Origin of the sequence: Pedobacter heparinus DSM 2366, assembly GCF_000023825.1 — a bacterium.
Taxonomy (GTDB): Bacteria; Bacteroidota; Bacteroidia; order Sphingobacteriales; family Sphingobacteriaceae; genus Pedobacter; species Pedobacter heparinus.
Window position 1 is genome coordinate 1523722 of sequence record NC_013061.1, and the last position, 24866, is coordinate 1548587.

13 protein-coding genes are annotated in these 24866 nt (G+C 45.0%); 10 read left to right on the top strand and 3 right to left on the bottom strand.

Going from position 1 to position 24866, the window contains the following annotated elements; translation table 11 throughout:
* The first annotated feature begins 203 nt into the window (after positions 1-203).
* A complete protein-coding gene (locus PHEP_RS06440) occupies positions 204-653 on the top strand; it encodes an SRPBCC family protein (protein WP_012781447.1) in 450 nt (149 codons plus the stop codon).
* 62 nt (positions 654-715) lie between these two features.
* Here the strand turns inward: PHEP_RS06440 and PHEP_RS06445 are convergent, their stop codons facing one another.
* The 3 genes from PHEP_RS06445 to PHEP_RS06455 form a co-directional block, all read right to left on the bottom strand.
* Positions 716-1834, bottom strand: coding sequence for a glycoside hydrolase family 88/105 protein (locus PHEP_RS06445; RefSeq protein ID WP_012781448.1), 1119 nt, complete (start codon positions 1832-1834; stop codon positions 716-718).
* Complete coding sequence (locus PHEP_RS06450) at positions 1834-2646, bottom strand: SDR family oxidoreductase (RefSeq protein WP_012781449.1); 813 nt, start codon at positions 2644-2646, stop codon at positions 1834-1836. The genes PHEP_RS06445 and PHEP_RS06450 overlap by 1 nt, the downstream gene beginning before the upstream one ends.
* A gap of 61 nt (positions 2647-2707) precedes the next feature.
* The gene (locus tag PHEP_RS06455; RefSeq protein ID WP_012781450.1) at positions 2708-4099 is read right to left on the bottom strand and encodes a sialate O-acetylesterase; all 1392 of its coding nucleotides are present in this window, start codon (positions 4097-4099) and stop codon (positions 2708-2710) included.
* Between the two features lie 260 nt (positions 4100-4359).
* Between PHEP_RS06455 and PHEP_RS06460 the strand changes: the two genes are divergently transcribed.
* The 9 genes from PHEP_RS06460 to PHEP_RS06500 all read left to right on the top strand — a co-directional run bounded on the left by PHEP_RS06460 (position 4360) and on the right by PHEP_RS06500 (position 24856).
* Entirely contained in the window at positions 4360-6966 is a 2607-nt protein-coding gene (locus PHEP_RS06460) for a glycoside hydrolase family 2 TIM barrel-domain containing protein (protein WP_081436840.1), read from the top strand.
* Positions 6967-6983: 17 nt separating this feature from the next.
* A complete protein-coding gene (locus PHEP_RS06465) occupies positions 6984-10013 on the top strand; it encodes a discoidin domain-containing protein (RefSeq protein WP_012781452.1) in 3030 nt (1009 codons plus the stop codon).
* Between the two features lie 32 nt (positions 10014-10045).
* Positions 10046-12985 (top strand): glycoside hydrolase family 2 TIM barrel-domain containing protein, encoded by a 2940-nt coding sequence (locus PHEP_RS06470; RefSeq protein ID WP_012781453.1) that lies wholly within the window; start codon positions 10046-10048, stop codon positions 12983-12985.
* Positions 12986-12997: 12 nt separating this feature from the next.
* The gene (locus PHEP_RS06475) at positions 12998-14233 is read left to right on the top strand and encodes a DUF2264 domain-containing protein (protein WP_012781454.1); all 1236 of its coding nucleotides are present in this window, start codon (positions 12998-13000) and stop codon (positions 14231-14233) included.
* A 13-nt stretch (positions 14234-14246) separates the two neighbouring features.
* Positions 14247-15449: a glycoside hydrolase family 88 protein gene (locus tag PHEP_RS06480; RefSeq protein WP_143715708.1), complete on the top strand. Its 1203-nt coding sequence runs from the start codon at positions 14247-14249 to the stop codon at positions 15447-15449.
* Positions 15446-17017, top strand: coding sequence for a GH39 family glycosyl hydrolase (locus PHEP_RS06485; protein WP_012781456.1), 1572 nt, complete (start codon positions 15446-15448; stop codon positions 17015-17017). Before PHEP_RS06480 ends, PHEP_RS06485 begins: the two co-directional genes overlap by 4 nt.
* A 208-nt stretch (positions 17018-17225) precedes the next feature.
* A complete protein-coding gene (locus tag PHEP_RS06490) occupies positions 17226-20015 on the top strand; it encodes a SusC/RagA family TonB-linked outer membrane protein (protein WP_012781457.1) in 2790 nt (929 codons plus the stop codon).
* Positions 20016-20026: 11 nt separating this feature from the next.
* Positions 20027-21724, top strand: a complete 1698-nt coding sequence (locus tag PHEP_RS06495; protein ID WP_012781458.1) for a RagB/SusD family nutrient uptake outer membrane protein — start codon at positions 20027-20029, stop codon at positions 21722-21724.
* Between the two features lie 42 nt (positions 21725-21766).
* Positions 21767-24856, top strand: a complete 3090-nt coding sequence (locus PHEP_RS06500) for a SusC/RagA family TonB-linked outer membrane protein (protein ID WP_012781459.1) — start codon at positions 21767-21769, stop codon at positions 24854-24856.
* The last annotated feature ends 10 nt before the right edge of the window (positions 24857-24866 follow it).

The following is a 24866-nucleotide window of genomic DNA, read 5'->3' on the forward strand; positions in this document are numbered from 1 at the left end:
TCCAAGCTGCAAAACCTTGCAAGGATTATCCTTGTCCTGTTTATGATCTTAGCAGGTATCAACACCTCAGCATTCAGCTGCAGGAATTCCAGACACATGTTCCAGACTGGATTTCCCTGGACAAAGAGATCCTCAATAAGTCAGCTACCAAAATTGTTCCTTATATTTGAATAGCCACTTGGTTACATATAATCATCATTGAAATGGAAAATCCTTATGTTGAAGTGCAGATGCTGATCAGAAAGCCGGCATCTGAAGTCTTTGAAGCATTTATTGATCCTGAGATCACTAAAAATTTCTGGTTTACCAGGGGAAGCGGAAAACTGGAAGAGGGCAGAACAATTACCTGGGAATGGGAAATGTACAATGTTTCGAGCCAGGTATTTGTTAAAGAAATTTTGCCAAACCAAAAAATATCGGTTCAATGGGATCAATACCAGACAACTGTTGATTTCGAGTTTAAGCCTTTAGGGGAGGATTCTACTTATGTTACGATTAAACAATATGGATTTAAAACTACAGGCGCTGAGTTGCTGGCAGAGATCAATGGGGCAAGTGGTGGCTTTACCACTGTAATAGATGGATTAAAAGCTTATATGGAACATGGTATCAATTTGAATTTGATTGCAGATAAATTTGCTAAACTAGCTTAAAGTACGTCAGGGTTTTATCAACCCGGCACTGTCCGCCGATTGGCTTAATACTTACATGGAGTTTAATTGGTTAATTTCATTAGCTCCGTTCCCGCCAGTAAAAATCCACCAATGGCATACACCTCGGTATCATCGGCTTTGATTTCGGCCTTTGCCTTATTGCCAATGGGCTGTACATTGCCCAGCATACCTGTAGCTGTTATGCTGGTGGTAAGTGCATGCCATGCTTTCCTTACTACGGGCAGATAGGTTTTGGCATCCAGTATTTTATGGTTGATGCCCCATGCCAAAGCATAACAGTAAAACGCAGTGCCGCTGGTCTCTTTTGAAGGGTACGATTCCGGATCGAGCAAACTGGTGCGCCAGCTTCCATCGGCTTGCTGCAATGTTTTTATTTTACCGGCCATTTCTTTAAAGAGCTGTATATATTTCGGCCGGTCGGGATAATTTGCCGGCATATTGTCCAGCAGCCTTGCCATACCGCCCATTACCCAGCCATTGCCGCGTGCCCAGAATACCTTTTTACCATTGGCTTCTTTTCTGTCAAAAAACCTGCTGTCGCGATAAAATAAATGTTCTTCCTTATCATAAAGATAAGCTGTCGTTTTCCACCAGAGTTTATTGCTCAGGTCAAGGTATTGGGTATTGCCGGTAGCTTTGGCCAGAAGGGCAAGGGCAGGCGGGCCCATAAACAGGGCATCACACCAGGCCCATTCCCTTCTGTTGATTTTATTGATCCATTCCAGCGATTCTGTATGCGGCCGTGCCAGCAGGGTGTCGGCCAGTTGCCGAAAATCTTTGATCGTCCGGGGCTGTTTTTCCAGAAGGTAAAGCTCAGTGTACAGCTGGCCTACACAATAGAAATCGGCGAAATAACGCAAAGAGTCTTTGGTGATCTGCCAGTTTAGTTTTTCGCCAACCTCCTTACGCAAAAAATCAATATAGGAACGGTTGCCAGATGCCTGGGCGTACGCCATCAGGCCGGTGTAAAGGGTACCATTGGTCCAGTCGTCTTCTGCATGTCGCCAGCCATGCTGTTTAATGCTGTCTACCTGCCATCTGGCTACTTTTTTCATGGTCTCCATTATGGCGGGCCGACTGCTTTGTCCATAGCATTTGTAAAAACCAAAACTCAGCACCAAATTTAAAATCAACAGAAAAATACCCTTTGTTTTCATCATTATACCCCGCTAAATGCAGAAAAACCACCGTCAACTTTAATGATGGTGCCCGACACAAATTTAGATTCTTCACTCAGTAACCATACCAGTGCGCCTTTAAGTTCATCGGGGTTGCCAAACCTGCTAAACGGTGTTTTTTTGATCACCAAATTACCACGTTCTGTATACGATCCATCTGGCTGGGTAAGCAATGTCCGGTTTTGTTCGGTAATGAAAAAGCCGGGGGCTATGGCGTTCATCCGGATGGCATCGCCATAACGGATGGCCAGCTCTGTTGCAAACCATTTGGTATAATTGTCTATCGCTGCTTTGGCCATGCTATAGCCCAGTACCCTGGTAATGGCATGATCGGCCGCCATAGACGAAATATTTACAATACTGCCACTTCCTGTTTGGGCAATGGCTTCGCCAAATACCTGGGTAGGATTAAGGGTGCCCCAGAGGTTCAGATCGGCCACTTCGCGCATGCCGGGAATACTCAGTTTAAAAATGTCTGCCCCCGGCTGTAAAACCCCACCGGGCATATTGCCGCCTGCAGCATTCACCAGGCCATCTATCCGGCCATAAGCCTCCCATATTTTATCCTTGGCAGTTACCAGCTCCTCTTCTTTCAATACATCTGCCTTTAAGGCAAGGGCCTTGCCACCCATACTGTTTACCTGTGCTGCACGTTGTTGGGCTACCTCCATATTGCGGCCCAGTATACCTACAATGCCACCCGCTGCGGCAATGGCTTCAATAAAGGCTTGCCCCAATATTCCGGTACCTCCGGTAACTACAATTACTTTGTCTTTTAAACTGAAAGGGTTCATATCTTAAATTTTCTTTTTTAGATGAGTTTTAGTGTTACAAGTTAAGTTTTTGTATGATCAATTACCAGTTGTCGGTACGAAAAGAAGAAGCCGGTAAACCGTCGTTGTTAAACAACTCTGCTTTTACCCATTCTTTATAGGCATATCGTACGGCTACTGGTCTGGCTACGTCCTGACTGCTTACGTTAACCTGATTGGCTTTGATCATAGCTTTGGCGGGGTAGAATTTTTTGTCCTCTCCTGCAATTTCAAATAAAGTGAGCGGTTTCCGATACGAGGTAAGGTAAGGGGCATAGTTAAAGGTAAGGACTGCCGTGTCACCTTTAATTTCCATGCTTTTCAGTTCGGGCGATTGATAGCCGATGCCTTTAATGCCGTAAGTTTTACCCAGTGCCCAATAGGCCGATCGCTGGGCAAGTGTGGTTTTGTCCATAAAATGGATATCGGTTTCCATACCCACATCCAGGGCAGAGACCATTCCGCTGTTGGGGATTATTTTAGCGGCATTAAGCTGGGCCTCACGCAAACGCGGGCCGCTGCGGGTTTTATCTGTACCCCCGTAAGGGGCAATCTGGATATAATAAAAAGGAATATCACCGAGGCCCCAGTTTTTGCGCCAGTCGGCCACCATTGCTGGAAAAAGTTTTTCATACAGCTCGGGCTCATGCCGGTTAGATTCGCCTTGCAGCCATAAAAAACCTTTTATTCCATAACCAAGCAGAGGTGCAATCATACCATTGTACAATACAGTGGGTTCTTTATGCACAGCCTGGGCCGGATCTAAACTTTCCGGCACTTTAACTTCAGGAAAGGCATTTAAGCTGTTTTTGCTCATCCAGGCCTCAATCATGGTACCCCCTGTTGAAGATAAGATGATGCCCACGGGCACTTTTAATTTCTTTTGCAGGATCTGACCATACTGAAAGGCCAGGGCACTGAAATCGCGGGCTGTTGCTGATGTTGATTCCATCCATTGTCCTTTCAACTCAGCTGTGGGGGCAAGGGTTGCTGCCCTGCTTACCCGGTATAAGCGTAGACTGGGATTATCAGCATTTAGAATAATTTCGCTGGCATTTAATATAGGGGAGGAATTGCCCCTTAAAGCCATTTCCATGTTTGACTGGCCAGAGCATAACCATACTTCGCCAATCAGGATATTGTGCAGGCTAAGCAGGCTGCCATCATTAAAACCAAGCGTATAAGGGCCGCCGGCCTTAGGTGTCAGTATCTTTAAATTCCATTTGCCGCTGGCCGGAACCTGTAGGATATAGGCCTTTTTATCCCAGCTACCCACAATACTGAGCCTGGCATTGGGTTTGGCAAATCCCCATAGCCTTACTGCCGATTGCTGCTGCAATACCATGTTATCGGTAAAGATTGAAGGTAACTGGACTTTGGCAGCAACTTGCAGACTAAAGCATAAAGCCAGCAAGATAAAAGTGGGTATACGCATTGTTATAATTTGATTTTAGGCTAAGATAGGCCGCAAAGGCTTTGAATGTGCAGGTCATTTAAGTCAGATATACAGGAGGCATGCTTCATCAGGAACTGTAAACCTAAAAAAGCGGGCGATTGGGCCTTCATGCTATATAAAAATGCAGATTGATCATTTAGTACGGTACTTATGCTTCATTTAGCCTGTAAAATTGGCCCTGCAACGTTATACCTTGCAACAACCAAATAACCCAATTCTAAATCTATTTTAAGAAGCGCATGATCCGAAGGCTTTTGATGTATCTGTTTTTATTGAGCAATGTATATACTTCTGCATCCGGGCAGCAACAGCCCAGGTTACAATGGTCCATAAATGACAGCTGGAAATATTTATCCCAGGGGGCAGATTTTGCACAGCGACCAAAAGCTGATGATTCCAAATGGCAATCGGTAAACATTCCCCACACCTGGAATGCAAAAGATCCTTTTGACGATGACGAGACTTCCAGGAGGGACATTAGCTGGTACCGGAAAAAGGTAATGCTTGACAAGCGGTTTCAGGGCAAAAAGATCTATCTGAATTTTGAAGGTGCCTACCAGGTGGCCGATGTATATGTAAATGGGGTATTTGCAGGGCAGCATAAAGGTGGTTATACCGCTTTTACTTTCGATATTACCCACTTGGTTAAGCTGGGCGATACCCCAACAGAAAACCTGATTGCTGTTCAGCTGAACAATGCCCAGGACAACTTTATACCGCCGCTATCTATTGGTTATGCTTCTTATGGAGGTATTTACCGTGATGCCTGGCTCATCAGTACCAATAAACTTCATTTTAAAATGTTGGACCATGGTTCTCCAGGCGTATTTATCAGCACCCCGAAGGTAGACAGCAGCCGTGCCTCGGTTAACATCAAAGGTATCGTAAGCAATGACGACAGTATAGAACGAAAGTTTGAAATGCTGCATGTTGTTTATGATGCCCGGCAAAAAGAAGTAGCCAGAGTAAGTAAAAATTACACTGTTGCTCCTGGCAAAGAACTGGTTTTTGCACTAGATGCCAGTGCACTTAAAAATCCTGAGTTATGGTCGCCCGATAAGCCTTATTTATATACTGTAAAAAGCCGGCTGATAGAAAGTGGCCAGGTGATTGATGAACTAAGCAACCCGCTGGGTTTCCGCTGGTTTAGCTTTGATGCCAATAAGGGTTTTAGTTTAAACGGTAAAAAACTGGTCTTAAAAGGCACCAACCGCCATCAGGACATGAAAGATCATGGTGATGCCCTATCGGCCGAAGACCATTACCGTGATTTAAAGCTGATCAAAGATATGGGCTGTAATTTTTTAAGACTGGCCCATTATCCACAGGCACCTGAAGTATTGAAACTGGCCGATAAACTGGGCATACTGATATGGGAAGAGATTCCGCTGGTAAATTACATGAACCCGGTGCCCGAGTTCCTGAAAAACTCAAAAACAATGATCAAAGAAATGATCAGACAGAATTATAACCATCCATCTGTAATTATATGGGGTTCCATGAATGAAGTGTTGTTGTGGAGCGAGAAAGCGGAACGCATACAGGTACAGGAAAATGCAGCTTATGTAAATAAGGTGAAAATGTATGCGGTAAAGCTGGACAGCACAGTACGGGCAGAAGACCCATACCGGTACAGTACTATGGCGATGCATATGGGAGACGATTATGATAAGTATGGGCTGTCGGACATTCCGCAGCTGGCCAGTTATAATATCTATAACGGTTGGTACAGCGGTAAATCGGAAGAATTTAAACCTACGATAGATAACAAGCACCGGCAAAACCCCAGGCAGGTTTTGTTTATCAGTGAATATGGTGCGGAGGCAGATAACCGGGTCAATACCGAAAAACCGCAACGCTTTGATTTCACAGGACAGTACCAGCGCTTGTACCATGAATCTTATTTAAGCCAGATGAAGCAGATGCCTTACCTTGCCGGAACAGCGATATGGAACCAGTTCGATTTTTCACAGCCTAACGTGGGTGGGGTAAGCAACAACATGAACCAGAAAGGAATGGTAACCTGGGACAGAAAACCTAAAGATTCCTATTATCTTTATAAGGCCAACTGGAATGCTGAACCGATGGTCTATATCGCCTCGCGCGACTGGACGCACAGGGCAGGCCTGTCCGGAAGCACAGCTACCATTGAAGTTTATTCCAATCTGGACGAAGTTAGCCTGATGGTGAACGGTGTATCGTACGGAGCAAAGCAACCAGATCACGTAAAAAAAATGATATGGAAAGTGAAGTTAAATGAAGGTGTAAATGATATTGATGCCAGGGGTAAATCGGCTAAAGGCCTGGTGAACGATCACCTTAACTTGAATTATGATGTTTACACGGAAAACCTTAAAAATACTGCACTGCCTTTCTCACAACTGGCAGTAAATGTGGGTTCTAATGCCCAATATCTGGACAATTCAGATCATATCTGGCTGGAAGACCGGCCTTATAAAACGGGTAGTTTTGGTTATATTGGTGGAAGCCCTGCGATGCTTAACATTAAAACGGTAAAGAAGAATACCAACGACAGTCCGCTTTTCTATACTTACCAGGATGACATCAAGGGCTATCGTTTTGATGTGCCTGACGGAAGGTATGAACTGGAGATGTGTTTTATTGAAAGCGACAAGATCCCGGCAAATGAACGGATTTTTGAAGTATCTGTAAATGGGGATAAGCTGATCGAAAACCTGGACCTAACGGCCCAATATGGTTTTGGTGTTGCCGTAAGGAAAAAATACAGGATCAGTGTAAGCAATGGCACAGGCTTACAGGTGATCTTTAAGGCCATAAAAGGCAAAGCTGTTTTAAGCGGGATTAAATTAAAGGCCGCATTGTAATGCGTTAAAAGAAAAAGATGAATATTAAAATATACCTGTTGCTGTTTATTTGTTTTGCTTGCCCCACTGTTAGGGCGCAGCAGCAAAATATTGCCTTACATAAAGAAGTTACCGTATCTTCTGAAGCTGAGGGGCATCCTGCCGGGAATATCGTAGATGGTAAGATATCCCGGTCATCGGTTTGGCGGGCAGCTGTTGCCAAAGCACCGCATATTGTTGAAATCAATTTCAATACCTACTATAATGTGAATGAGCTGCGGATACATAGTGGTATTATGGACCAGGAAAAGAAGCCGGATGAAATGAGCCAGGCCGCTGGTTTCTGGTCGGTAAAGAACTTTAAGCTGCAATACTGGGATGATGCCAACTGGACAGATTTCCCGAAGGCTGAGGTACATGAAAACAGATTGACCACTGTTGTGATGAAGTTTCAGCCAGCAGTAACTACTTTTAAGATCCGTTTGGTATGTGACGATGGAGAGCCCATCAGTATTATGGAAATAGAGGCCTTTGGCTCGGTTGCAGCCAACATGCCGGCACCACCAACCGGCAATGCCAATGTGCTGCAGCAAAAGAAATTAACAGGCCCCCAAAGCGCCAACATTAAAGTTACACCGAAAGTTGTGGGCAAAACCATGAAGTTTGTAGGCTATAACCAGGGCTATTATTTGCCAGGTACAAATGTCTCGGGCTGGATGGAATATGCCAATGTAAACAGTGTTCGCCTTTGGGCAGCTTTGAATGCTTTTGTACCAGAAAGAACCGTGCAGGTTGATCCGGGTATAACCTCGGTTGAAGTGTTTGACAAAAGAAAAAATGAACTGCGTACCAGCCCTGAGCACAATAAATACCTGAAATGGGATGAGCTGACACCACTATATGACCTTCCGGACTCATCCTCTACCAATGCCATGGTATACAATTATGCTTTAAAAGAATTGAAACGTTTGGGCATTGCCGTGGTTTTGCAGGTGGGGAGTACCGATTTTAAAGATACCTGGGAAAATAAATGGAAGCAATGGCAGCGGTATTATGCCCTGGCTTACCATTCGGCAAAAACCGGGGATGTAAGCATGTTTGCGATGCAGAATGAACCAAATCACAGAAACGCCGGTCCTATGAAGCTGGACGACTGGATCATGGGGATGCAGATCACTTCCGATGCCATACACAGCGCCGTAGCCGACGTGAATAAAAAGTATGGCAAAAAGCTGGAGGCAAAATTTGTAGGGCCGGTAACTGCCGGTCAGAATACAGACTGGTGGGCGGCCGTAGCTAAAGCCATCCGTACAGATTACCATGGCAAACAGGTGGATAAGGACCTGATGGAGATTTTTTCTACCCATTCTTATAACTCGCCGGCCATAGGCTATGCGTCCAGGATCAGCAATATCCGTAAAATTATACAGGAACACCATCCAAAGGGAGCTTCACTGCCCATTGTATATACCGAAATCGGCCGCTGGATGAACGCTTACCTGATTGATAAGGAAGAGACCATGGACGATCCCTCATTATTTACAGAATGGGCGGGCATTTATTCCAACAACATGAAAAATGCAGGTTATGGGATGTGGGCATTTAAGTTTGCCAATACAGCAAGCGGCCCTTATGCAAGGGGTATCAAATCGGGACACCATTACATCTGGCAGGGCAGGCGTATTGTGGAAGATGCCTATCAAAACCTGGCGCTGCGGAAGTCGGTTAAAACCAGCAACTCAGCAAGCAACTCAGCAGTAGTTACCGATGGTGACAAATCCGATGCCTCGGCCTGGGTATCAGCTACCGAGGGTGAAAAATGGATAGAGATAGATCTTGGAACTGTACATACCCTAGGCAGTTCGGTAGTCTACACCGGTTCTGCAGGAGGGATATATACTGCGCCAGACCGCATAAAAAACTTTAAACTACAATATTTTAGTCAGGGACAATGGCTGGACATTCCCGGTACAGCAGAAAAAGAAAGCAGGTATGCTCAGATTTTCAGTATTTTTAAACAGCCGGTAAATACCAGCAAAATCCGTTTTATAAGCAAGGATAAAGGCAACCTGAAAGTAAGGGAAATCAAAGTATTTGCCAAAGGTGATGGTCCTTCCGATAAAGCTGATTTTAATGTTTCAGGTATTCAGCGTACCGGAGAGGTGGTACGCCTGTTTGCAAAAGGCTTTAAAGATGAGCGTAACCTGCTGCAAACCAAAGTTTCTGTAAACGATACTGACCTGGATACCTATACGTCTTATGATGCGCAAACCGGCAATTATTATATATGGCTGGTTCAGCGCGGTACCTTTAGTTATAAGCTGTCTGTAGACCTTTCTGCATTAAACCTTGCCGCAGGTACTCCGGTTACTGCAGAGACCGTAAACGCTTTAAATTATGGTGAAGTAACCCATAACATCAGTCTGCCAGCCAGCCAGACATTTAATTTTGAACTGGCACCGCAAAGTGTGGTACTACTGACTATCCCATCGGCTAAATTGGTTAAGACTACCGTATATCCGGTTGCGGATGCCAGTGTAGCGGGTGGTAAAAATGCATTGCTCAGTAATGGTACAGCAAAGCAGCTTGCGGTGCAGCTTGACGCTGCTGTGCCGGAAAATAACCAGGTCGCTTACCTGTACTTTAACCTCTCCAAAAATAACCTGGCCACTGCAAAAAAAATCATTGTGGGACTAAGTGGGGCAACTGATCAGAATAAAAGACCATATCGTTTGCATGTTTACGGAATTCCGGGGCCAAAATGGGAGCAGCAACAATTAAACTGGTCAAATGCGCCATTGCTGGACCAGAAAGAAGCCCTTATTAAGGGTGTGGGGGAAAAAGCCTTTGTTGCTGGCGAGCTGGCTTTTAACGGAAAGGAGCAATACCATCAGCTGGACATTACCGGCATGGTCAAAAAACATGTTAAAGAGGGCCTTACACTCGTACTGATACGGGAAACCAGGCAACTAGGTGATGATGAGGATAAGGGCAGGAAAGTAAGAATCAATTCGATGGAGTCGGTAAACAAGCCCAAACTGGAAATCTGGCATGAAACCTCAAAATAACTTAAAGCATATACCAACAACCGAATATAACCATGATGAAAAGAGCCCTTTTACTTAGTTTTTTATTTCTTATCCAGATCAGTTTTTCAACTGCGCAGTCTGCCTATCAGCTTACACCTTTTACCGGGGTAGATTATGTAAGGGTAGTGGTAAGCAGTGCATTTAAAACTGCTCCGGACAATACTTTTAAACTGCTCATCAGCTCGCCTAAAGATGGTAAGGTACTTTGGCAGGGGCCTGTTAAGGCTACAACAGCTGTAAATGAAGGCAATAACCACCTGGCCTTTACTGTAAGCAATTTAAAGCCGGTTTTATGGACACCCCATAACCCTTTTTTATATAATGTTACTTTGCAGCAATACAGTGGCAAAACCTTAAAAGCTGAGTTGAAAGAACGTGCAGGTTTCAGAAGTTTTGAGCGTCGCAAAGGCAACCTGTATCTGAACGGCAAGCCCATCTTTTTGAGGGGTATAGCCATTAATCCACCGGGCAGGGGAATTCCTGATGAACTGGAAACCAGCAGGGCTTTTGCGCTCGATTACGTGAAGTATATGAAAAGCATCAATGTCAACATCATCCGTATCCCGGATGAAGAAGCCTGGTTTGATGTCTGCGATGAATTGGGTATGATGGTGTTTGGCGGAAACTACAGCGGTAAGGTCGCAGCCGGCGAAAAGGTGAAAGACCAGGAAAAAGTGGGCGATGAAACCGACGGTGGTTTTCCTAAAGACCATGACAAAGGTGTAGCCTGGTACGAAAATGAAAAATTGGGTGCCATTGCGCACCATCCGAGTTTAATGGTGTATGCCATGACCAATGAAACACCTTTTAAGGGCAGCAGGGCTGATGCCTGGGAGAAATTTTTGGATTATGCTTTTGGCAAACTTAAAAAATGGGATGAAACCCGTGTATACATTGCCAATGCCGGCTATGGCTATGGTAAAACAGGTGATATCCTGGACATTCACCGGTACTGGGGCTGGTATTACAGTTCACCCTTTACCTTTTTGCACATCCGCGACCATGCCAAAATTGTCCCTTATCCTAAAAAGGAAGATATGCCCATTACGTTTACAGAATGCGTGGGCAATTATACAGGGCCCGATGGACGGTACAACCTGACCCCTCAGCATAAAAACCCAAGTTCGCAGCTGGCCTGGACAGGGCATGAGCGACAGGATCTGCAGGCGCAGCTAGCCGATGAACACCAGAGCTTTACTTTAAGGCAGGCAACAGAGTCTTTCCGACAGCTCCGGTCTGTAAATCCAGACCTGAGCGGGGTATTCCCTTTCACTATCCTTTTTTACAACTGGAATACCATTGAAAAGTTTGCCGATATGAAACCCAAGCCGGTTACCGATCAGGTAAAGATCAGCTATCAGCCGGTATTGCTGAGCTGGGAATGCTGGACACCTAATGTGTATGCCGGTGCAGAAATTAACCCTGTTGCACACATCAGCAATGACGACAATGATTTTAAAGACCTTAAAAATGCAAAGCTGGTTTACCAGATCAGGGACAAAGCCTATTCCATTGTATTTTCTGATAGTGTGAACATCGGGGATATCCCTTATTACAGTACGGCTAAAAAGAAACTCAGCATCCGGCTTCCTAAAGACCTTAATTCTGGAAAATATGAATTGACCGGTAAAATTATCTCTGCAGGCAAACAGGTATCCTACAATTATTATAAGCTTTTTATAGCCGACGATAATTTTACAAAAGCTGTGGTACCAATTGAGAGCGTTGAGAGCAGTGTATTGCTGTATGATAAAGAAGGAAAGACCAGGAAATCTTTAGCCGCTTTGGGACTGAAATTTAACAGCATCGGTTCCTTTGGCAAACTGCCTGAAAAGGGGGTGCTGATCATCGGCGAAAATGCCGCCGATCAGGAACTGGCAGGTAATGCAACAGCCATCCGGAATTTTATAAATGGCGGGGGCAGGGTAGTTGCTTTGCGGCAGGACAGCCTGCGGATGATCAACTTAAACCAGCTGGCCATCCATAAACTGGTAAACAGGAATGTAGATATTGATGATCCGGTATATCCTGTTTCCTCAAAATCGCCCCGCAATGGGTATTACGTTAATGCAGAAAGACCGAACCATCCTTTATTTGCAGGCATTACCCGTGAAAACATGCGCATCTGGTCTGATTACACCAATTGGGACGAAACAAAGGCCGGGCTGCCTGCCATCAAGCCCGTTACGGATGGTTTTGTTTTGGAGAACAAAGAGGATGTGGCGAATACGGCTATCCTGGCCAATTACAGTTCTGGTTTACAGGGTATTGCCATTGCCGAACAGTTTATGGGCAATGGAAGCCTGCTGCTTTGTGGCCTGGACATTTCAAACCGGACCTCAGTAGATCCGGTAGCGGCAAGGATAATGCTCAATATGGTCAGTTATGCTGCTTCGGCTACTGGTCATGAACAACATCAGCTGATCAGTAGTCCGATTGTATGGGGAGAGTATGAAACGGAAAAAGGGATCGTGGTGGATGCTTACAGTGGGTTTCTGGTAAATGCAACCCCGCGTGTACCACCAAATTACCTGGGTAAAGGTATTGTGGTGACCAAAGAAGGGTACCAGCTGGCAGGCGGCAACCGTTCGGGCTTCAATACCCGTCCGGGTATACAATATGTGGCCAACGGCCGCCGTCCTTTCGGGCCGTATGTACAAAGCTTTGGCGGACAGCCCCTGCCAGATAAAGACAGTACCGAAGGGGTTGGGAGTTTCTGGTGCCGCATTCCGCAAGGGCAGAACCTGGCTACATCTGTAGCATGGAACCCGGCCAAAGAACCAGTACAGCTTAAAATAAAAGTGAACGACCTGGCAGAAGTGAATAAAACCATTCCAGCAGGTGCTAAAATAGCCATTGAAACACCTGTAAATGCTGAGGTGGTAAAGATGACCTATTCGGGTGACCGCCGTGTGGTTATCCTTGAAACTGCATTTAGTAAAAAGAATTAATCCAATATCACAATGTATAAAAAATTATTAATCGTATTAATTTGTGCCAGCCCGCAATGGTTATGGGCACAGAAAAATGCTGCTGTACCTGACGGACTGGCGCAGCGTGCCTACGAGGTTACGATACTTACGCGTATTGCCGATCCTGTACTGATTGCCTTAAGCAAAAACCAGCTTAAAAGTACCATGCCTGTAGAAGCCAAAGTGGCTAAAGACCGGGTGTACAGTACTTACCTGGAAGCTTTTGGCCGCCTGCTTGCAGGCATGTCACCCTGGCTTGAGCTTGGGCCCGATAATACAGAAGAAGGTAAACTGCGCAAAAAATACATTGACCTGGCAGTTGCCTGCATTAAAAATGCAACAGACCCGAAAGCAGCCGATTTTCTGAATTTCAAAGAGGGCCGTCAGCCCCTGGTAGATGCTGCATTTTTTGCGCAAGCCCTTATCCGCGCACCTAAACAGTTATGGGCTAATCTGGACTCGCAAACACGTAAAAACGTATTGGATGCTTTAAGGTCGAGCCGGGTAATCCAACCTTCTTATACCAACTGGCTAATGTTTAGCGCTACTGTAGAAGCTGCCTTGCAGAAATACGACAATTCGGGTGATAAAATGCGCCTGGATTATGCCATTAAAGAACACCTGCTCTGGTATAAAGGAGATGGGGTATATGGCGATGGCCCTAATTTTCACTGGGATTACTACAACAGTTTTGTGATCCAGCCCATGCTGGTGGATGTACTTAAAGTCCTTAAGGAAGCCAAGCAGGATCCCAAAAACTATTATGAGCTGATCCTGGGCCGCGCACAGCGCTGGGCAGCCATACAGGAACGCCTGATCTCGCCTGAAGGTACTTATCCGCCGATAGGCAGGTCATTAACCTACCGTTTTGGCGCCTTTCAGGCACTTGCCCAGATGTCGCTCATGAAAACCTTACCAAAACCGCTAACACCCGGGCAGGTACGCTATGCACTTTATACGGTGATTAAAAAACAGATTGAGGCGCCGGGAACATTCGATAAGGATGGCTGGTTAAGAATAGGACTTTACGGGCACCAGCCTAACCTGGGCGAGAACTACATCTCTACAGGCAGCCTTTATTTATGTTCACAGGGATTGCTTGCCCTGGGTTTGCCACCAGCTGATCCTTACTGGCAGGATGCCAATGCCGACTGGACCGCCCGCAAAGCGTGGAATGGCGAAATGATAGAAATAGACCATGCCTATACTGATCCAAAAGAAAATTAAACCGAATATAACCATGAAGACCACTAACAGCATTTTAATAACCGCACTTATTTTGGGTACAACTGCCGGTACCGGCATTGCCCAGAAATTAAACTATAAACCTAAGGCAGACCTGGTAAAACTAATCGACAGGAACCTGAAAGATGGTGCAGCCCAGTATAAAGTATTGATGAAAAATGTACCTGCCGATAGTTTACCTGAAACCTTTGAAAATAACAGATCAAAAAGTACTACGCCCAAAAGCTGGGTAAGTGGTTTTTACCCGGGTACTTTATTTTACCTGTATGAAGGTACAAAGGACAAGGCATTGTATGAGGCCGGTCTGGCCAAACTACCGATTATGGAACCTATAAAATACATCGATTCGCATGACATAGGATTTATGATGTATTGCAGTTTTGGCAATGCCAATCACATTAAACCCAGCGCTGCATACAAGGACATCCTGCTAACCAGTGCCCAAAGCTTAAGTAAACGCTTTAACCCTATAGTAGGCTGCACCATGTCATGGGGATCAAAGCCGGGAGAATTCAGGGTGATCATCGACAATATGATGAACCTGGAACTGCTCATGTGGGCCACAAAAGTGAGCGGCGATTCTTCTTATGCAAAAATTGCCATCAGTCACGCCAATACCACCATGAAAAATCATTTCAGGCCAGATTATAGTTCTTATCACCTTGTAAACTACAATCCGGCAACAGGAGGTATCAATAAAAAGCAAACTGTTCAGGGCTATGCTGATGAGTCGGCCTGGGCAAGAGGGCAGGGCTGGGGTTTATATGGGTATACCATGATGTATCGTGAAACCAAAGACCCTAAGTATTTGGAACAGGCCAAACACATTGCTGAATTTATTTTGAACAATCCAAACTTACCAAAAGATAAAGTGCCTTATTGGGATTTTAGTGCACCTGATATCCCTAATGCTTATCGCGATGCTTCTGCAGGTGCCATTTATGCTTCAGCCTTAATTGAACTTGCCGGTTATGTGGATGCGGTAGCGGCAAAAAAATACCTTGATGTAGCGGAAACCATTATCCGTACCCTATCCAGCGATAGGTTTAAAGCTGCTTACCGAGAAAACGGGGGCTTTATTTTAAAGCACAGTGTGGGGCACCTGCCTAAGCCCGCCATGATAGATGTGCCGCTCACCTATGCCGATTATTATTTTGTAGAGGCCATGCTGCGCTATAAAGACCTGGGTAAAAAATGAGAGCCCTGGTTTTAAATCTATGCACCGTGTTGCTGGGGTTTTTCCTGTGTCTTTCTGTTCAGCCGGTAAAGGCACAGGTTAAACGTCAGATCCATGCCGACCTGAAATCGGTTGCCGGAAATAAAAGCACAGTATTTAATGAATGTATTGGTGCGGGAAGGGCAAACGAGGGCCTGCGGGCCGACTGGCAGCAGCAGCTAGCCATGATCCAGAAAGACGTACATTTTAAATACATCCGTTTTCACGGCCTTTTGCACGATGACATGCGGATTTATAGCCTGGATAAAACCGGTAAGCCGGTTTATAATTTTCAGTATGTAGACCGGTTATACGATTTTTTACTGAGCATCAACATCCGGCCTTTTGTCGAATTTGGCTTTATGCCGCCCGACATGGCATCGGGTACCAAAACCATTTTCTGGTGGAAAGCGAATGTGAGCAAACCCAAATCCTATACACAATGGGATACGCTGATTACCAAATTGGTGAAACATTGGCAGCAGCGTTATGGAGAAGAGGAAGTGAAAAAATGGTATTTTGAAGTATGGAACGAGCCTGACCTCAAGGGATTTTTTGATGGAACCCAGGCTGATTATTTCGAATTATATGCTCATACCGTTAAAGCAGTTAAAAGTGTTTCCAGGGCTTACCGTGTGGGTGGCCCTGCTACCTCGGCTACCAAGTGGATCGCTGAGTTTTTATCCTATTGTGAAAACAATAGATTACCTGTCGATTTTGTGAGTACACATGATTATGGTACAACTTCGGTACTGGACGAGATGGGAACCAAAAAACAACAACTGAAAAGCATCCGTGACACCATTGCCATTGATGTAAAGCGGGTAAGAGCCACCATTAATACATCGGCCTATAAAAAAGCAGAGCTGCACTTTACAGAATGGAACACTTCTCCATCGTCCAGAGACCCGATCCACGATACTTATCAAAACGCGGCGTATATTTTACACGTATTAAAAAAGGCTGCTGCCAATAGCAATTCCATGTCGTACTGGACCTTTACTGATATTTTTGAGGAAGCAGGCCCGGGCCCTACACCTTTTCATGGGGGGTTTGGACTGATCAATCTCCAGGATATCAAAAAACCGGGATATCATGCTTATCATTTCATGAAGGAGCTGGGTAATACAGAGCTAAAAAATGAGGATGAAAGCTCGTATGTCTGTAAATCTGAGCAAGGGGTACAGGCATTGATCTGGAATTACACCCATCCCTTAAATGGATACAGCTTTAACCAGGATTACTTTAATAAAGTACAGCCACCTGCAACCAACCATGATGTCCGGTTCAGTGTGGCCAATCTGAGGAATAGTACTTACCTGCTGGAAGAGTACAGGGTAGGTTACGGGCAAAATGATCCCTACACTGCTTACCTGAAAATGGGAAAGCCAGAACAATTAAGTAGGGCAGAAGTTAGCCGGTTAAAGCAGGTGTCGTCCGGAGCTGCATTCCGTAAAAGCACCATAACAGTAAGCGGTGGGAAATTTGAACAGCTTATCCGGCTTTCTGACAATGAAATCGTATTCCTGAAGCTGATCAGACACCTTTAACATGTATTTATGAACGATTAGACACGCACAAATCATTGGCTTAAAGACTAATATTGAACAAACAAACCAAATAAACAAACCAAATTAAACCAAAAGTGTATGAGCAAAACTATACTTCAGCAGCATAGCCATTTTTCCGGCATGCACTTATGCAGCTATCTTTTTTAAGAACACTGTCAATTTAAACCTCATTTATTAAAACATATTTATGTGTAATTACTACTTGAAAAGAAAAATAGTACGGTTACTTTTTTTATTGATCCCGGCTTTAACGCCGGCACTGGTTTTCTCTCAGACAGCTGCCGTAGACACAAGCCGCGTTTACCTGCTCAATAAAAGCCAGCAAAAAAGTAACCTGCTCCAATCAACTGCTACCGTATATAACGAACAGTTGATCACCACTCCCGCGCCCTCATTTCTACAGGCTTTGCCAGGCAGGTTGTCTGGGCTGTATACCAGGCAGAGAAGTGGGGTTCAGGCAACGGATGATCCCATATCGGTAGTTGATTTTAAGATCAGGGGCCAGATACCTACGATCTTAATTGATGGTGTACCCAGGGATTTCAGTTCCATAGAACCCGAATCGATAGAGTCGGTCACCATCCTGAAGGATGCTTTGTCTACCGTTATGTTTGGTCAGCGTTCCTCAGGTAACATTATCCAGGTGATCACTAAAAGACCTGTAGCTACACCATTTAAATTGTCCTTTACTGCCCAGCATGGTCTGCAAAGCATGATCAATAAGTCTAAACCTGTTTCTGCTGCAGATTTTGCCATTCTTTACAATGAAGCCCGTAATAACGACGGACTGGCACCGGTTTACTCCGCTGCCGATATTCTGGCTTACCAGACTGGCTCTGATCCTTTATTTCATCCCAATAACGATTATAGTAAACTTTTCCTGAACAAAAATGCAGCATTAGACCGTTTTAACATCAACATCAACAGCGGAAATGAAACTGCCCGTTTTTATGTGGCCATGGATTACCAGCGGGAGGGCGGCTTTTTTAATACTGCAGATATCAATACGTACAATACCAATTCTGGTGTAGACCGCTATATTGTAAGGTCTAACGTGAGTATAGACCTCAATAAAAACCTGAACATTGGCCTGAATATTTTTGGCCGCATCCAGGATGCCAATCAGCCTGGTGGTACTACTTCCAGCATTTTTTCGGCCATAACTTATACCCCAAACAATGCCTACAGTATTTTTAATCCTGATGGTTCTTTGGGGGGCAACAGTACCTTTTCAAATAACATTTACGGCATGCTCAACAATTCGGGATATCGTAAATCAAGCGCAAGGGACCTGGCTGCTGATATGGAGGTTACACAAAAGCTAAGTGATCTGGTACCGGGTCTATGGGTTAAAGGAAATATTTCCTATAACAATACCGTGGTTACCTCGGTAGACAGGAGCAAAGATTTTCTGGTGTACAATTTGGATATTGGCAGTGGAACACCTGTTTACACACAAATAGGGACCAGCAGGGCCCAGTCGACCACCTTATCTATAGGTACGCGCCGTACTTATACATATGGTAAGTTAAGCCTGGGTTACGATAAAAGTTTTAACGGGCACAACCTGAGCCTGCTGGCTTTGGCTGATAACCAGTCGACCACCGTCAACCTGGACCTGCCTGCCAGCTATACCAATATTGCCGGTAATGCCACCTATAACTTTAAAGAAAAATATTTTGCTGAAGCGGCATTGAGCTATGGCGGGCATAACCGCTTTAAACCGGGCAACAGGTTTGGCTTATTTTATGCCGCAGGCTTAGGTTGGAACCTGGCTAAAGAAGATTTTTTAAAGGATGTATCCTGGATCAGTATCCTTAAGCCACGTATCAATTATGGCCGCACGGGCAATGCAAATGTAGGCTACTATGTGTACGATCAATATTATGATTATGGTGCATCAGCTGCGGCCTATTATTTTGGCTCAACACCAGCCGTTGCCAGGTATTACAGGGAACTGCCCCTGGCCAATCCAAATGCAACCTGGGAAAAAGCAAATAAATTAAATATAGGTTTAGACCTGGAACTATTTGCCAGTCGATTTAAAATTACCTCAGAGTATTTTAACGACAGCTATTCCGACCTGATGCAGAACAGGGGCAAAACGATCCAGCTGATCGGGCAAACGTACACTGCAGAAAATGTAGGCAAAAACAGGTATAGCGGCTTTGAGAACAGTGTTTCCTGGAATGATAAATCGGCCTCCTTCGGTTATTTTGTTTCCGGAAACATTTCCATCCTGCAATCTAAGGTGATTTATCAGGACGAGATTTTTCGCCAGTACGACTATCAAAAGCGTACCGGTTTACCTGTAGACCAGGTTTTTGGTTACCTGGCCGATGGCTTTTTCCAGTCGCAGGCCGATATCAATGCCAGCCCTGCGGTAGATGGTTATACCCCTGTACCGGGCGATATTAAATATAAGGACCTGAATGGGGACGGCATCATCAACCAGTTTGATGAAACGGCATTGGGTACCCAAAAGCCAATGATCTATTATGGCCTGACTACCGGTTTTAATGTAAAAGGCTTTGATCTGAGTATTTCCATCCAGGGGGTGGCTAACCGGGACATTGTGTTTGCCAGTGGTTACAATTCGGTAGCTGATGCCAGGGAGTTTGATTTCCAGAACAGCGGCAATGCACAGGCATTTGAGCAGCATTTAAACCGCTGGACCCCTGCCAATGCAGCCAATGCCACTTACCCAAGACTTTCTATCGGTACCAATACCAATAACCAGCGCGCCTCAAGTTTCTGGGTACAGTCTATGGCCTACCTGCGCCTGCAAAATGTAGATCTGGGCTATACCATACCGGCCAGTTTAACCAGCAGGATTAAACTGAGCAGTGTGCGTGTTTTTGCAAATGCATTTAACGTATACTCTTTTGATAAACTAAACTATAGCGACCCGGAAGGTTATAACTCTATTTTTCCGCTCCGCAGAACGTTCAATATAGGCCTCAATGTTAAATTATAAATGCTAAGAACATGATAAATTATAAATATTCATTGTTTAGTCTGGCTTTTACAGCCCTGGTCTTTACCGCGTGTCAGAAACTGGAAGACCGTCCCCTGGAATTAATTACAGAAGAATACCTATGGGATTCCAAAGATTCGCTGGGTACCAATGCCAGTTATTTTTTAAACGATATTTATGCCGGCCTGCCCAATGGATACAACAGGATTGATGGTAATTTACTGGATGCAGCCAGTGATGATGCCGTTCCATCAGCCGACAATACGGCCATTTCCAGGTTCACCAATGGGGGCTATTCAGCACTGGTAAATGGTGATGATGCCTGGGGTAGTAATTACACTAGCATCAGGAAATGTAATCTTTTTGTACAGAACTTTCCCAAAGTGAACCTGAAAAAGTCTGATCCTGCCATATTTATACAGGGCCAGTACTGGAAGGCAGAAAACCGCTTTTTAAGGGCCATGTTTTATTATGAACTGATTAAACGTTATGGTGGGGTACCTTTGCTGGGCGACCGCGTACTGACCATTAACGATGACCTGAGACTGCCACGCAATTCTTTTGACGATTGTGTAAACTATATAGTAAGTGAATGTGATGCCATTAGCGGCGATTTAAGACCTGACCCGATCCCTGCTGGAGATTACGGCAGGATCACAAGATCCATTGCTTTAACCTTAAAGGCTAAGGCATTGGTACTGGCAGCCAGCCCGCTGAATAACCCAGGAAATGACATCGGTAAATGGAGAAAAGCAAAAAATGCACTGGCTGATGTGATCAGGACGGGTGTATATAGCCTGGAAACTTCTTTTGCCAATGTTTTTCTTGTCCGTAAAAATAACGAGGTGATCCTGGCCTACCAAAGGGCGCTGACATTTGATGTGGAAACCAATAATGCACCTGTTGGCTTTATTAATGGTACTACAGCCAGCCGCGGGCGGACCAGTCCTACCCAGGAGCTTGTAGATGCATTTCCGACCAGAAAAGGTTTGCCGATTACAACTGACCTGAAATCGGGCTCCAATCCGACAGGTTATGATGCAAATGATCCTTATGCCAACCGCGACCTGCGCCTGGATTTAACGGTATTTCGGAATGGCTCACGCTGGTTAGGCCGTGAGGTCGAAACATTTAACGGCGGCAGGGACCGTCCGGGAAATTCAACTGTACAGACCAAAACGGGTTATTATATGCGTAAGTTCATGGCCGATTTTTCTAATGGAACAGCCTATTCCAACCAGACCCATAATTTCCCGATATTCCGCTATGCCGATATCCTGCTATTGTTTGCAGAAGCTAAAAACGAAGTGGATGGCCCGGGTACAGGCGCGGATTCGGTATATACCTACCTGCGGGCCATCAGGGCAAGGGCCGGTATCCTGCTGGGTACAGCACCAAATACTTATGGCCTTACTGATGGCCTCAGGGCCGATCAGATGCGCGAACAGATCCGTAATGACCGGAGAGTGGAACTGGCATTTGAAGAACAGCGTTTCTGGGATTTAAGGCGCTGGAAAATTGCCGAACAGGTGTACAACAAACCTTTACATGGCATCCGTATTACCAAAACCGGAACCGCATTGAGCTACCAGGTAGAAACCTTGAGCATACCTTTCCAGTTTTTTGCACCAAGGATGTACAGGTATGCCATTCCGTACAGCGAAATTTCCAAAAATGTAAACCTAACACAAAATGAAGGATATCAATAATAATCCCGGAAGGGCTTATTAAAACTTAAATGATATAAGATTATGAAGAAAATAATACAAATGATCATCCTGCTCAACTGTTGTTTGCTGTCATTTATTGCAACTGCACAAACAACAATTCGTGGTACGGTTAAAGATAATGCAGGTGGTTTACCGGGGGTGAGCATACAGGAAAAAAATGGAAAGGGCAACGGGACCAGCACCAATGAAACAGGCGAGTTCCGGATTACCCTGAAAGGGAATTCCAATATTTTAGAGGTTACAGCCATAGGCTACCTGAAACAGGAAGTGAATGTGGCAGGCAAAACCACCGTAAACATTACACTGAAAGAAGACACCAAGGGCCTGGAAGAGGTGGTGGTAATTGGTTTTGGAACAGCCAAGAAAATAACAAATACAGGTGCCATCAGTACCATTTCGGCTGCTGATGTGCGCACTACACCCACGCCAAATATCCAGAATACGCTGGCAGGCCGTGCGCCGGGTTTTATTTCGCAGCAGCGCTCTGGCCAGCCCGGAAAAACCGGCGCCGATTTTTACATCCGGGGGGTCAACTCACTTTCGGGCGAATCGCAGAAACCTTTGATCATCGTCGATGATGTAGAATATACTTACGATCAGGTGGCACAGTTAGATGTGAACGAAATTGAAACCTTTACCATCCTGAAGGATGCCTCTACTACTTCTGTATATGGAATCAAGGGCGCCAACGGTGTATTGGTGATCACTACAAGACGTGGCAAGATAGGTAAGCCAAAAGTATTTTTCAATACGGAATCTGGTTTGCAGTCTGCCGTACACAAACCAAATTTCCTGGACGCCTATACCGTCGCCAGCTTAAAAAACGAGGCCATCAGGAATGACGACAACGGCACACCGCCGGAGTTTACTGATGCAGACCTGGAGCACTGGCGTTTAAAAGACGACCCTTATGGACATCCGGATGTAGACTGGTACAATGCCGTGTTTAGAAACAATGCTTACCAGGTCCGCAATACCGTAGACATTTCCGGAGGCAGTGAAAAGATCAAATACTTTGTATCCGCCGGACAGGTATTTCAGAACGGGGCCCTCAGAAACTTCAGCAAAGGTACGTATGAAGCCCCCGATAACAATTATGCTTATCAGCGCTATACCTTCCGGTCCAACCTGGATATGCAGGCCACCAAAGACCTGGCCTTACGTTTAGACGTAACCGGACGCACTGGTACCATTACAGAACCACATATTGCCACCTCGCCTTTAAGCACCGTATATAGCTTTCAGCGCCTTCCGCCTTATGCAGAGCCCTTACTTAACCCCGACGGGAGTTACCCCTGGGCATTTCGCTCAAGGAGTTCCTTCTATGAAACCAGTCTGATTGGCCGCTTGGCTTTACAGGGCTACGATAAAACCTACAGAAATGAGTTTAATGTACTCGTGAGTGCCGATCATAAGCTCGATTTTATTACCCAGGGTTTATCTGTACAGGCCAGAATTGCCTATTCAGGTGATGTGAGTTATGACAGAAAACTTTACCGCAACAACATCCCGGCCTTTTATTATAACCCGGTAAACAATACCTACACCATTCACAGCAATAACCTGTATCGTTTGGAGCCCTTAACCCTGGAGAGTTCTGCGGAAAATGCCATTACCAGGAAAACGCTGAATACCCTGGCCAAGATTAATTATAACCGGTCTTTCGGAAACCACAATATTGGGGGGCTGGTGCTTTATAATATAAATGATGTTACAAAAGGCAGTTACAATACAGATACCAATGTTAAACTGCTACAGGAGTATGCACCGGTAAGTTCCAACGGATTTTCATACAGGGCCAGTTATGATTATAAGCAGCGTTACCTGGTCGATTTTAGCGGGGCATATAACGGGACCAGCCAGTTTGTTGGAAAAAAAACCAAAGGTTTTTTCCCGGCAGTATCTGCAGGCTGGAACATTGCTGAAGAACCTTTTATGAAAAATAACTTTAAATTCATCGATCTCTTAAAATTAAGAGGTTCCTGGGGAATGACCGGGTCCGACATTACAAAGGGCAACAACTATAAAACAGAACAGATTTATGGAACGGGTCCAAACTATAATTTTGGTGAAAGTTCTAATACTTTTACCAGTATACAGGAAGGTAGTTTAGGAAATCTGGACATTACCTGGGAGAAATCCAAAAAAACAGATATCGGTTTGGATGCACAATTTTTTGGCGGAAAGCTAAGCTTAACGGCAGATTATTTCTATGATTACCGTTACGACCAGTTGTATATCAAAGAAGACGTGTTGAAGATTATCGGTGTCGACCTGCCCTATACCAATTCGGCCATTACCGAAAACAAAGGTTTTGACGGGCAGCTTGGGTTTCGTCATAAAACCGGTAACCTGAATTATTCGGCCAGCTTTACCTTCTCCAGGGCAAGAAACAAAGTGGTGTACCAGGGAGAGGCTGCACCAAGATATGCATACCTGGCAAAAACTGGCCTTCCAATAGGCCAGGGTTTTGGCTATAATGCCCTGGGCTTTTTCCAGACACAGGAAGAAGTTGATAATTATGCGCATGTTGCAAATGCCAAACCTGGAGATATCAAATATGAAGATGCCAATAATGACGGGTTAATTGATCAGGAAGATTACCGGGCCATTGGTAAACCTAATTTGCCACAAACCGTATTGGGTACAGCCTTAGGTGTAGAATACAAGGGCTTCAGCTTAAATGTATTTTTTCAGGGCAGTTTCGATTACAGTTATCGGATCGCAACGGCAGGGGTTATCCCTTTCCAGGGCAACCTGCAAAAATCTGCCCTGGGCAGGTGGACACCAGAAACCGCGGCAACAGCAACGTTTCCACGCTTAAGCAATGATCTTGCCGGGCCAAGCAGTCCTTCAAATGCCTCTTCTTTCTGGATGGTCGATGCCCATTACATCCGGTTAAAATCGGTCGATATCGGATATATGCTGCCCAAACAATGGACCAGTAAAGTCAAGATCAGTTCGGCCAGGATTTATGTAAGCGGTTATGACCTGTACACCTGGGCCAATTTTGATCTGTATTCACAGGATCCGGAAATCGCCAGCGGTGGCAGTGCCGGAACCTATCCTGTGCAAAAAGTAATTAACCTGGGCCTGCAAGTTGGATTTTAATATTTAAGAC